Origin of the sequence: Natrinema sp. HArc-T2, assembly GCF_041821085.1 — an archaeon.
Classification (GTDB): domain Archaea; phylum Halobacteriota; class Halobacteria; order Halobacteriales; family Natrialbaceae; genus Natrinema.
Map to the genome: position 1 here is coordinate 323185 of NZ_JBGUAZ010000003.1, position 12714 is coordinate 335898.

Genomic DNA, 12714 nt, shown 5'->3' on the forward strand with positions numbered 1-12714 from the left:
GGAGCAGCTACCAGCCCTAAACGAAGCCGCTGATTCCTGCGGCGACACCCGTCTCCACGGCTCGATAGATGATCTTCGTCGTGCTCGAGTCTCGCCACTCGAGCGGGCAGCGACGGGAAAGCGGGAAATCAAACGCAGTTACTGATCGCGCGCGTTGTACTGGACGTCGACGTTCGCATCGCCACACAGCCGGAAGTCGGTGATATCGCCGTCGAACCAGTAGGCGTCGATCCAGTTGTAGACAGCGCCGCGAACGGTCGCCTCGTCGATCACGTCGCCGTCGTCCATCGAGGCGTCCCGATACGTCGATTTGACGACCGTGCCGTCGACATCGAACGAGTACGTACTCGGCCCGTCGGTATCAGTTCCGTCGATCACGATGGCGTGGGGAAGCAGTTCCTGGTCGCCGTACTCACTCGGATCGATCTGCTCGCCGTCGAGCGTGACGGCAGCTTCGCCGTCGATGAACGTAATGTCCGTCAGTGTCCCCGAGAACCGGAAGATCTGAGTTTCGTCGGTGAGCGAACTCTGGACGGTCGTCCCCGAGATCGTCGTCGCCTCCGCTACCGGCTCGTCGGTCGATGCGAGCTCGATCGCCCCATCAACCGTGAGTTCGTAGCTCGTCGGCGTCCCACGGCCCGTCACCTCGAGGACGTGGGGGAGCTCTTGGCCGTAGTCGGCGGGGTCGACTTCCTCGCCGTTGACGAGCACCGAGCCGGGGCCGTCGACGGTGAGTTCCTCGAGGTCGCCCGCAAAGCGGAACGCGTCTTTCCAGTCGGCAACGCTGCCCTGGACGGTCGAGCCGTCGATGGAGTCTCCATCGTCGATCGACGCGCCCTTGGCGTTGGAGTGTTCGACCTCGCCGCTGGCGGTGAACTCATATCGGGTCGCATCCGATGGACTGCCGTCGACGAGGAGGAGATTCGGCAGGTCCGGCTCGTCGCTCGAATCCGTGTTACTGGAACTGCTCGAGCCGGTGCTTCCCGATCCCGATGCAGCCTCCTCGGGCGAGGTCGGGACGCCGTCGGGGACCGAGAGGTCGGGGTTTCGAGAGACGTCGCTGCCGACCGAGACCGTCGAACCGCTCGCACGCTGGATCCGACCGCGATAGCCGCCGCTCTGGAAGTCGACGCTGCCGGGCGAGCCGTTCGCACCGGCCACGAGCGCGTACGGGTAGGGGCCGTCGGCGAAGTGCGAGTCGCGGATCGTCACGGTGCCACCGTTCCAGACCCAGACGGGGCGACCGTTGGTTTCGGTGTAGCCACCGTAGCCGCGTCCGTAGTCGGTGGTGTCGTTGTAGGCGACGCAGTTGACGATCTCGTCGTCCTCGCTGCCACACCGGAAGGTGGTGACGCCGTTGTTCTTGCCGAAACAGCTCTCGAAGCGAACGCTGCCGCCGACGGGCGTATTGGAACAGTAGAAGCCGTTGTTTGGGAATCCCTGTACGTTGCAGTGACGGAACGTGAGGTCCGCCTGACTGCCTTTGTGCATGAAGACGGCACCGGGGCCGTGTACGAAATCAGCACCTTCCTTCGTCGCGCCGTCACCGAGATAGATGTTCTCAAAGAGAATGTCGCCCTGTCCAGCGTCGATCGAGATGACGAACGAGGCACCCCGGTAGAGTCCTTTGAAGCCGATGTTCCGAATCACCGAGTTCGCGCCCTCGACGTAGATCAGGAAACTCTCACCGGTGGTGAAGTCGATCAGTTTGTTCTCGAAGGTGTCGCCTCGGCCAACCCGGATCGTCTGGCCACGGGCTTCGATGACCTCGTAGTCGTCAGCCGCAGCACTCGCAGTTCCTGTCAGCGTCGCCGCGGCGGTCGTCGCGCCGGCAAGCTTCAGATACGATCGTCGGTGCAGTAATCCGTCGTTACCACTGTCGTCGATCGTCTCGCCGTCACGAGAGAAAGACGACTCGTCATCCAGTTCCGAAAGGTCGCGTGCCATGCAATCGGGTAATTCGACACTACCGCAATAAACTTTCCCAATTACAGAGCCTAAAATTTACAGACTTTATCTATTATCTGTACCAGACATAGATGTTTGAGTGGTAAATCACTTAGAATCTTATTTCTATACTATTCCGAATTCTCTGGTGGTAAGCGTATATTACCAAGCCGTGACGCCCGAAAATCAGGTCGTGTCGACTTGGGATATCGAATAATACGATATTACCACCGGATTCAACACCGCTTCCCGCTCTCGAGTCCGATGGAAACGACAGTCCGATCCCCTGTTGCAGCCGCCCCACTCGAGGATGAGTCGGTCGGCAACGAAATCGGAGAGAAACGATGATAACCGATGGACCAGCGGAATCGTTGCTACGACGAGCGCGCACGATTCCACTGGGGAGGGGGAGTCGCGTCAGCGGGGACGGATTACGGATGGCAGTACGTCAGCGGAGCCGAATTCGGGGGCTAGAGTGTCTCTCTACCGTCCGTCAAAAGGGAGCGAATCAGTTCGACGCGCCAGATGCGGCTTCTTCCGGAGAGGTCGGGACGCCGTCCGGAATGACTGCCTCGGGGCTGGTTCCGACCTTCTGACCGAGTTTGACGTTCGAGCCGGAGTGTTCGGCGATGCCCGCCTGCTTGTCGTAGTCCGACTTCTTGACGACGACCTCGGTCGGGTTGCCGTTCGCACCGGCGACGATGGCGTTGTTCTGGCCGTTCATCTCGAGCTGGCAGTTCTCGACCTCGATCGTCCCGGGGGCCCACGCCCAGATGCCGCGGCCGACGTAGCCCTCGCTAGAGTCGACGTAGACGCTGGAGTTCGTGATCTTACTGCCCTCGGTGGCCAGTCGGAAGTGCGAGACGTAACAGTTCGCGGCGAAACTGCTGTCGATGTGGATCGTCCCGCCGCCTTTGTTGCCGGGTGCCGAGCCGTAAATCGCGTTGTCCGCGAAGCCCTGGATGTTGACGTTTTTGAAGTCGATGTGGCCGGAGTGGTCGGGAGCAACCCAGAAGGCGGTCTGGCCGTGCCCGTTGGGGTTGCCGTTGCCCGTGCTCGCACCGTCACCGAGGTAGACGTTTTCGACGGTACAGGTGCCGCCAGCGGTGTCGGAGATACCGAAGGTAGCGGTCCCGGTCGCGGACTGGTTCTCGCCCTTGAATCCGATGTTTCGGATCGTCCAGTCACTGCTGTGGGCGGTGATGACGATGTCCTGGCCGGTCGTCATGTCGATGAGCTTGTTCTCCCAGGTCTGACCGGCGTCGATGGTGATCGTCTGGCCCTGGGCTTTGATGACCTCGTAGTCGTCCTTGGCCGCAGCGGAGCCGGCCCCACCGATCGCGGTCGTCGCAGTCGCCACCGCAGCGAGCGAGCGAACGTAGTTTCGGCGGGTTAATCCGGAATTACGGCCTGTCATCGGAGCGGATTCCGTTTCGGACGTACGGGGATTCTGCGCCATACAATTCCGTAACACCACCTTACACTCATAAACTTTTTCTTGCCACTATCTCGAGGATTTCCAGACAATATTTCTAACACTGAATAAATACACACAAACTACGAGTTATCTGTCTCGAAGTTACGAACGAATCAGCAGCCGATAGCCGTCAGGAAACTACAGCGTTCCTCGAGAAATACGGGAATACATCGAACAGAGACGCTGTTGCGACGGAATTCGGCGACCGGCTGTTGGACTGTTACACAGCGGTTGGCGTTGTTTCACACGGGCAGCAATGTATTTCGCGAGTCGAAAGTAGCACTTACTGGCGGTCGAATCGGCCACACGCGTCCAACAGCTGCCTGCTCGAGCGATCGTGCGAGCTGTCTGACACCAATAGCGACGATGTGGTTCGTCACGTCGGTCGGCGGCGATCCTACCTTTCAACAGCGAGAGAGTCCTGCCGTTCACGGCGGGCGTGAATCGCGTCACTCGACGACGCGAACCACCGGTTACTCCCCGACTGGAGTCTCCAAGTCGTCGGCGGCGTGGATCAACATCCCGCGCCACGTCAGACCGTGTTCGTTTTTCACGCGTTTGATGCGCTCATACTGTTCGTCGTCGGGGACTTCGATGTTAACGTAGTTCGACACAGTATCTACGAGAATCCGTATATTTATGTTAGTTATGCTCGTGCATAGAAGTAGCGATGAAGCGCACCAACGAGTTCGAAGTAGTTCCCCAGTCCGATGCGGACGAGGAGTTGCTTCGACGGCACTTGGACGCTTCAGCCGCTCTCTGGAACGAGATCAATTATCAGCGTCGAACCAACTTCGAAGACCCGGACGGCGACGTTTGGGAGATCGACGAGTACCGCGGACAGTACGGCGGGACGCTCGGCGCGTCAACCGTTCAGCAGATCGAACGCAAGAACCGCGAAGCGTGGCGCTCGTTCTTCGCACTCCAAGAGAAGGGAGAAGCCAACGGCAAGCCCGGCTTCTGGGGCAACCAAGACGAGGGTCGCGAACTGCGGACGTACATCCGAAACACGTCGTACTCGGTCGAATGGGGCCAACACTCTCGGCTCGAGATTCTTGTCGGCCAAGACCTGAAAGAGGAATACGGTCTTGGATACGGCGAGCGTCTCCGGCTCGAAGTTCGGGGCAAACCCAACTGGAAAGAGTACGACAAACAGGGCCGATTGGAACTGTATTACGACGATGTGAGCGAGACGTTCAGAGCCTTTCAGCCAGTCACAATCGACAATTCTCGACTGGCACAACCACTGGCGGACGAAACCGCCGCTCTGGACATCGGCGCGAACAATATCGTCGCCTGTACGGTTTCAACCGGCGAGCAGTACCTGTACGAAGGGCGCGACCTGTTCGAACGGTTCCGCGACACCACGCAACGAATTGCCGATCTTCAGTCAAAACTCCGCGAAGGGCGGTATCGTTCGACTCAAATTGACTCGCTGTACCGGCGACGGACCCGACGACGCGACCATGCACAGGATTCGCTCGCCGGAATCTGATCGAACGTCTGTACGACCAAGGCGTCTCCACGGTGTATGTTGGCGATCTTACCGACGTACTTGAGACGCACTGGTCTGTTCGGACGAACGCCAAGTTGCACAACTTCTGGGCGTTCCGGCGATTCGTCGGACGGCTCGCCGATACCGCCGAGGAGTTCGGCATAACCGTCGAAGTCCGCACGGAAGTGTGGACCTCGCAGACGTGTCCAAACTGCGGCTCAACCAAGGACACAACGCGGCATCAAGACACGCTCACCTGTCGTTGCGGCTTCGAAGGCCACGCGGACCTCGGCGCAAGCGAGACGTTCCTGAAACAGCACGAAGACGTAGCACGGCCGATGGCACGGCCCGTGTGCCTCAAGTGGGACAGCCACGACTGGCTGGAGTCACCACGCTCTCCCCGTCCCAACGAGGAGCACACGAACCCGCAAGTTGCCTCCGTGGACTCGGCGTAGCCGAGACTCCCAGCGAGAGGAAACCCCGGCGTTCACGCCGGGGAGGATGTCATGCCGTGGTGGTGACTGCTGTGTCGTTGGTCGGTGTCCTGTTGACCGTCGTGCCGTTGACCGTATACATCGTGAACTCGTCGTTCGAGATGACCTTGTTCACGTCCGGTTCGGTGTCGAGTCCCTCGAGTGTGGCACGGTCGTAGTTGAGCTCGTTGTAGATCTCGATCTCTTTGGTCCGGTCCCACTCCGTGAAGACGAAGTAGTACTTGTCGGCGGGATAGGCCCCAGTGTAGTTGCCCGTCGAGAACACGCTGGCGTTGACGGTTCCAGTGATGGCCGACGCGCCGGCGTTGCTACTGCCGCCACCGAGTCCGTTGAGAGCGTGGTCGTATCGGTATGGATCGTAGCCCATCCCGGCGTAGGGAACACCCTCTGCGCCGTGATCTAACGCGTCCTCGTAGCCGCTCATCATCTCGTCAGTCACGTGTTGGCTGGGGTTGTAGATCAGCGGCGACGTAAACACCGTCAGCAGTCCGAGGACGAGACAGGCACTGAGTACGAGCGCGGTGACCGCGTTCGCACCCGGTCTCGTAATCACGCTCGAGAGGCCGCCGGCGAACTGTGCGAAGGCGATCCCGGCGAGGATCGTCAGGAGCACGTAGATAAAGCCCATCTGTCGGAACGCCATCGTCGGCGTCCCGACGAAGTAGACGACAAACATGCCCGACAGCGGGAACAGCGAGAGCGAGATGTAGTTGACGAAGGATCTGGTCTCGTCGTCGAGGCTCGACCGGCCGAGCCAGACGACCAGAATGAAAAAGCCGACGAAGATGGCGATGACCGCCTTGTCGAGGAACATTTTCACGAACAGCTCGGTGAGGCTCCCACCGATCTCGGTCAACGACGTTCCACGCTGGTTGACCGTCGAGCCACCGCCGATGTCCTGTGAGAGGAGCCCGGTGACGAGTGCGGCGACGGCCTGTCGGAACCGCTCGTTGCCGAGCGCCCAGAGGCCAAAGAGGGCACCGAGCGAGATCGTATGGACGTAGGTCGTCGGATGCTCGAGCATCGGATGGTCATCGAAGCGTCGTCGCGCGAGAAACTGAACGCCGCTGATCGCGCCGACGAGGACGACGACGTTGAACATCTGCTGGGGGTGGACCAACAGGAGTGCAAGCCCGGTGAAAAAGACGAGGGCGCTGAAGGGGGAGATGTCCAGGGGAAGCTGTTCGACCGTCGAGCGCCGACGGAGGTAGACGACGAACGCGAAGACGACTGCCGGGACGAGAAACAGCGCGTTCGAGTTGGTGTGGACGGCCATGTGTGTCGCGATGTTGTTGACTGGCAACACCATCCAGGAGATGATCGCAGCGAGGCCAACTGCCAACCCGCTGCCGGCCATCCCGCGGACGGCAAGGGGGACGAAGATGACGAACGGGACGAACAGGACGACCATGCCGATCAAGAGGCTTCGCTCGATCGAGATGCCACCGACGAAGTGAAACACCGTCGCGAGTGCGTGCAATCCGGGATAGAAGAATTGGTGAGGTGCGCTAACGCCAGTAACGATGTCTCGCGTCAAGCCCAGATGCGTGAGCGCATCGCCCATTCCGGAAAACCGATAGTTCCGAACCAATGGCAGGCTCACGAGAGCTGTCACCGTCAGTGCACCGAGGCCGATCCCGACGCCCTGGCGGCGACCACGACAGAACAGCGCCGTCCCGACCGCGATCGCGAGTGCGAGCGCGAACCCTGCCCAGGTGATCACCGGGGTCCCCACATAGATGGATGGTTCGTAGGCGGTTGCAGGGTTCGCTCTTGCCACGAGAAGGCCGATCGCAACCGAGAGAAAGCCGATCGCGACCGTCATGTCGATCGTCGACCGTCTCATACGCCGTCACCGAGCGCGGCTGGATCAGTCTCGAGACGCATGTATTGGCCGACTCGTCGGCGCTGGTGTGGATTGTTATAGGGTTCATACCCACGAACGCAGCCGACGGCGACGCTCGCGTGACTGCCGTGTAAGCCACGCCGTACCGGAGTTCTGTTGGCTTGGGCCGTTCAAGATCACGCTCGTCGCACGCCGGGTCGAGCGAGCGTCTGGGTGGTCGCTCGAGTCGAGATAGGCTGTCCCTGTCGATGGCGGGCGATCGGCTACGGATCGACTTCTCGGCAAGCGGTCGTTCAACGGTTCTGGTGGTTTTTGTAGCCGGTCGTGGTCCTGTCGGGACGACTCGAACGCGCACTTCCCTATGTCATCGATCATCATCGACGAGCTATCAGCCCACGACGACCGCCTCGAGTGTTCGGTCCGCACCTCGACCGACCTCGAGCGGTTTTTCACCGACGAACCGTTTCGCACCAGCTACGACGTGCCGATCGGGGACGTCCCTGACGGCGTGCTCGCTATCCCGGTGCTCGCACAGGTCTGTCCGGTCGCGTGGGCCAACGGGGCCGACGTCTACGTCGACGAGGTCGACGCAACGTTCGCCCGCGCACTCGAGGACGTGCAAGCGTCGCTCTGTGAGATGTACGACTTCCTCGAGGGCGGGACGCTCTATGCGCGGCGAACGATCGAGCCAGACCCCGAACCGGGCGACGAGAGCGGCCTGTTGTTTACCGGCGGCGTCGACTCGACGTGTTCGTACGTCCGCCATCGTGAGGAGTCGCCGACGCTGATCAGCATCAGGGGGTGGACGATCACGCCGGACGCAGCCGACGACAAAAAGTGGGGCGCCCTCCGCGAGCGCGTCTCGCGGTTCGCCGCCGACCACGATTGTGAGACCGCCTTTGTCGAGTCGAACATGCTCTCATTTCTCGACCATCCCATGCTGTTGGCCCACTACAAACGCTACGTCGATGGGGGCTGGTACAGCTCCGTCGGGCACGGGCTGGGACTGTTGGGCCTCTGTGCACCGATGGCCTATGCGCGCGGGATGACCGACCTCTACGTCGCCGCGACTCACTGGGAGGGCATCGACCTCGAGTGGGGCTCGCGTCCTGACATCGACGAACACGTCCGCTGGACCGGCACGGTCTGTCACCACGACGCCTACGAACTCACCCGCCAGGAACGCCTCGACGTCATCGCCGACTACGTCCGCAGCGAGGACCCGGATCTCCAGTTGCAGACCTGTAACAACCGAATGGACGGCAACTGCGGCGAATGCGAGAAGTGTTATCGCACCGCCGTTGGGCTCCGTCTCTCCGGGCTCGAGCCGACGGCCCACGGCTATTCGTTCTCGGATGCGGAGTACCACGATCTCCGGCGGGCCCTCGAGCGCGGCGACTGGGTGCTCGGTCAGGACGAACGCCACATGTGGGCCGACATTCGCGAGCGCGCACGCGAAACAGAACCTATGTCACCGACCGAACGGACCTTCTTCGAGTGGCTCGAGACCGTCGATTTAGACGAGCTGGTCTCGTCGTCCGAACCGCCGTTGACACATCGACTCTTCTGGATCGGTGCGAGAAACACCCCGAACAGCGTCTACAGTACGATGTATCCGGCGTGGCGGACGGCAAAAGCCGGCCTACAGATCGTTCGATCCGATCGATAGGCACCTCACTTCGACTGTCACTCGAGATAGCCGAGATCAGCGAGTCGTTTTTCGACGCCCTCGTCTGCCGTCTCGACCGAGCGCGCCTCCTCTAGCCGTGGATACTGGCGCGTTCTGGTCGACGCGACACACGGCAAGGGATCGCCGTCCATCCGTTCGTCGAACGGAATCCCGAGCGTCGAGAGGACAGTTGGCGCGATATCGAATAGCTGGGCATCCCCAACGCCGGCGGCGTGATCGATATCGTCGCCGTACGCTGCGACCGTTCCCTCGAGCTTGTGGTTCCAGGGCTCGCTCGGCGGGCCGAACTGTTCGTCTCGCAACGTCGCCGAGATGAAGTGCTGGAAGTCCGCCGGGACGGTGACGATGTCGACGGCATGATCGCTCTCGGGGCCGTGGAAGTACTCTTCTCGAGGCCGAACTGCCTCGAAGACGGCATCGCCGTCGGGCGTCGTGACCCCTCGTAAGGCGTCGATGATGTCGGCTCTCACTGTCTCGTATTCCGCCGGCGGGACGACGCCGTCTGGTTCTCGGCCCTCGAGATTGATCCGAACTCCGAGTTCGATCCGCGAGCGAACGTAGGCACTCGATGCGCGGAAATCGACCTGCGTTGCCCCTGCGCTGACGACCCCGGCCGGGGCGTACGCCGCAACGCGGTCATCGAGGCCGAGGCGCTCGAGGATGGCACCGAGCCGCTGGCTCGTCAGCCCGACCCTCGCGGCGGCAGCCATCGCCCGTTCGGCGATCCCGGGCTCGTATTCCGTGGCGTCCTCCCCTGCTTTGAGATTATCGTCACGAACAGTCGCCCACGTTGGCATTCCTTTTCCGCCGCGTTCGGTCTCGACGAACCCTGCCTCGCGGAGGTACTCGTTGACCCGGAGCTCGTGGCCGTCGTACGGTCCCATCCCGTGATCGCTGGCGACGATTACGTTCGCCGGCTCGTGGGTCTCGAGGATCTCGGTGAGCTGTCGATCGACCTCACGGTAGATGGCGCGGATCGCCGCGTCGTCGTCGGGTCGCTTGTGGAAGATCGAATCGGTCGCCTGGAACTCGACGAACCCGAATTCGGGATCGAACTGGTCGGCGAGATACCGAAACGCTTCGCCTCGCATGCGCACGCAATCACTATATCTAGTACTGAGATCGGCAGTATCGTCGTCGTCAGGATAGACCCGATACTCCCCGATCGCATCTCGAACGTCCTCGAGCACGCCGTCAGGATGACAGTCCGGATCCTCCGGCGCGGTGTAGCCCGGTATCAGTGCGCCGTCGAACGCCCGTGGCGGATACGTGACTGGGACGTTGACGACCACGCTCGTCACACCGTGACGATCGAGCAGTTCCCAGAGGGTTCGCTCGCGAACGTCGGTCGCGTTGACGACGTCCCAGTCGTAGCCATCGAACGAGAGAAAGCCGTAGACGCCGTGTTTGCCGGGGTTCATCCCCGTATACAGCGATGGCCACGCCGAGGCTGTCCAGGGCGGAATCTGCGACTCGAGCGGGCCGCTCGTTCCGTTTCGATAGATCGACTTGAGGGTGGGTACCTCGTTGTCTTCGAACAGCGGTGCCAGTACCCGATCACAGGCAGCATCGATGCCGACGAGGAGGGTTTGGAGGGAAGATCCGTCGTCCATCGTCGACTTATCCACCCCGATACCCCTTCGTTATGAGCCCGATTATCCCTAAGAAAAGACTGTGTTCGGATCCGAACTCGAGCGGCGGCCACGGTCAGGTGCTGCTGTGTCCTTGTCACCCGAAGTAACGACCATGTCAGCGGTCTCGTGGTTGTGCTGTTCGACGGTCTCATACGGTCCCCTGTCAGTCAGCTCCGCTGCACCCGCGATCGTCCTGCGGGTGCACCGGGACATCGGGACAGCAGACCGCATCACTTCACGCTGTCGTACAGCGACGCGATCGTTTGCATCCCCCACGTGCCGGTCTCGAGGCTGTAATACGTCCGCAGCCCGGGGTTGAACTTCGCCTTATACCGGTTGATCCGGCGCGTATCAGCACCGACGAGGTCGTACGTCTCGAGTCCGCGCTCGAGTCCGTCTTGCATGATCGCCCAGTCGAGCAGGTCGTTGGTCGGTACGTCGACGTCGGCGTCGGTCCGGACGCCACCCATCCACCGGCCCGTGGTGTCACCGTACTCGAGAGCCAAGATGCCGCCGATGAACTCGCCGTCGACGCGGAGTGTGTACGGTCGGACGTAGCCGTTGGGCGAGTGCTCGGCGAGGTCGAGGACGAACTCGACCGGCACACCAAAGCTGATTCCTTGCGACTCGTACCGGTTTTTAACTTGTTCGTGGATCAGGCGGCGTTCCTCGGGGCCGCCGACCGTAATCTCGTAGGCGTCGTCGTCGGTGTTTCGGATGTTACTCCGCGCATCGCTGCTAAAGCTCATCAGCAGGTCGTCTTCGTCTCTCGTGAGGTCGACTATGTACGTGTACTCCGGCGTCACGTCGTACTCTTGCCACTTGAACGGACGTGCGTCCTCGAAGGCCGTCGCGGTGCGAACGTGGCTGTACTTCGGATTCAGCTCGGTCTCGATCCACTCGAAGCAGCCATCCATGAACCGCTGTCGTCGCCGTTCGCGCTTTCGCTGCTTCAGTTTCCCCATGTTCAGAAACGCCGGTCCGAGATACGGCACGCGGAGATGTGGCGGCGGCGAGAACGCCGTCGTCACGAACTGTTTTCTGATCTCGAAGACGGGAAAGAGTCCGACCGGTTCCTGTCCCTTGAACCCGATCAGCGGGTGCACCGTCGCGCCGGCATGGTCGGCCTGGACCCGTAGCGCCTCGAGTTCGTGACAGAGCGTTCCATGTGGGGATCGCTCGACGTATCCGTTCCACCGGTCTAAATCGTCGTCCGTCGCGACCCGGATGTCGATGCTCATCGGCGTGATCCCTCGCCCTCGGTTGGCTGACGTGGGTGTCCGGTCACAGCGCAGTCCATAGGCATCGACTCGCCATAGAGGCACTTTGTAAGCAACTTGTTTCCACTCTCGTCAGTATTCGATTCTGACCGGTCTGCTCGCTCGTGGGTGCCACGATCGCTGTTGCCGGAGTTACGCTGCTCTTACTCGTGGAGACTCGAAGGGCAGCCAGCACAGCACTTTTTTGTCGGATCCGGTGCGGTACACCACAGCACTCAACTGAGCCGGTCGTACACCAGCCGATTCCAGCGAACGACGAGTCGATAGCCCGGCCAGCCGTCGACGATCCAGAGTACGAGTGCAGCGAGGCCGAGACAGAGTTGGAGAATCAGATACGGCGTCGGCTCGAGTGCGAGCACCTCCTCGAGGTACGGGACGAGGTTGTGACGAACCCCCTCGAGCAGGCCACCATGGCTGCGCCCCTCGATGACGACAATCGGCCAGAGGAGGTGGGAGATCGCCCACTCGCCGCTCGAGAGGTAAATCGGGATCACGTCACCAACGAGATGAAGGAGATACCCGATGCCGAACGCGAGTCCGAGTTTGGCCTGTCCGTATCGTCGAGCGACCAACCCCACGACGATCGCGAGTGGGATGACAATGAATATCGAATGGGCGAGCGCGTAGCCGGAGTGAAACACATCGAACTGCCAGGACAGCGTTTTGTCGATCACGTCGGGAACGATGGATGCGAACAGGACGACTGCCGTTTCGTACTCGCCGGGTGCGGTCCGATAGTACGTACGACAGAACAGCGAATAGATGACGTACGCAAAAATCGCATGCTCCCACGGCCACATGCATCTGCACACGCCGCTGCTGCTATTGGTAATGGAGATGATACGCGACCG

Annotated in this window: 8 protein-coding genes and 1 pseudogene; 2 read left to right on the plus strand and 7 right to left on the minus strand. The window is 61.1% G+C overall.

Annotated elements, in window-relative coordinates; translation table 11 throughout:
* Window positions 1-138 precede the first annotated feature (138 nt).
* The 3 genes from ACERI1_RS09215 to ACERI1_RS09225 all read right to left on the minus strand — a co-directional run bounded on the left by ACERI1_RS09215 (window position 139) and on the right by ACERI1_RS09225 (window position 4038).
* Complete coding sequence (locus ACERI1_RS09215) at window positions 139-1947, minus strand: hypothetical protein (protein ID WP_373617825.1); 1809 nt, start codon at window positions 1945-1947, stop codon at window positions 139-141.
* Between the two features lie 508 nt (window positions 1948-2455).
* Window positions 2456-3406, minus strand: a complete 951-nt coding sequence (locus ACERI1_RS09220; RefSeq protein WP_373617826.1) for a hypothetical protein — start codon at window positions 3404-3406, stop codon at window positions 2456-2458.
* A gap of 491 nt (window positions 3407-3897) precedes the next feature.
* Window positions 3898-4038, minus strand: a complete 141-nt coding sequence (locus ACERI1_RS09225; protein ID WP_171052344.1) for a hypothetical protein — start codon at window positions 4036-4038, stop codon at window positions 3898-3900.
* 56 nt (window positions 4039-4094) lie between these two features.
* On the opposite strand from ACERI1_RS09225, the pseudogene ACERI1_RS09230 reads away from it, so the two are divergent.
* Window positions 4095-5374 (plus strand): annotated as a pseudogene (locus tag ACERI1_RS09230) (RNA-guided endonuclease InsQ/TnpB family protein).
* Between the two features lie 49 nt (window positions 5375-5423).
* Here the strand turns inward: ACERI1_RS09230 and ACERI1_RS09235 are convergent.
* Window positions 5424-7259, minus strand: a complete 1836-nt coding sequence (locus ACERI1_RS09235) for a hypothetical protein (protein WP_373617827.1) — start codon at window positions 7257-7259, stop codon at window positions 5424-5426.
* Between the two features lie 361 nt (window positions 7260-7620).
* On the opposite strand from ACERI1_RS09235, the gene ACERI1_RS09240 reads away from it, so the two are divergent.
* Window positions 7621-8928 carry a hypothetical protein gene (locus ACERI1_RS09240; RefSeq protein WP_373617828.1) on the plus strand — a complete coding sequence of 436 codons (1308 nt, stop codon included), beginning with the start codon at window positions 7621-7623 and terminating at the stop codon, window positions 8926-8928.
* A 17-nt stretch (window positions 8929-8945) separates the two neighbouring features.
* Here ACERI1_RS09240 and ACERI1_RS09245 read toward each other — a convergent pair whose 3' ends face one another.
* From ACERI1_RS09245 to ACERI1_RS09255, 3 genes are all read right to left on the minus strand, one after another.
* Entirely contained in the window at window positions 8946-10562 is a 1617-nt protein-coding gene (locus ACERI1_RS09245; RefSeq protein ID WP_373617830.1) for an alkaline phosphatase family protein, read from the minus strand.
* Window positions 10563-10813: 251 nt separating this feature from the next.
* A complete protein-coding gene (locus ACERI1_RS09250; protein ID WP_373617831.1) occupies window positions 10814-11824 on the minus strand; it encodes a lipid II:glycine glycyltransferase FemX in 1011 nt (336 codons plus the stop codon).
* A 254-nt stretch (window positions 11825-12078) separates the two neighbouring features.
* Window positions 12079-12663, minus strand: a complete 585-nt coding sequence (locus tag ACERI1_RS09255) for a metal-dependent hydrolase (protein ID WP_373617832.1) — start codon at window positions 12661-12663, stop codon at window positions 12079-12081.
* Window positions 12664-12714: the final 51 nt, after the last annotated feature.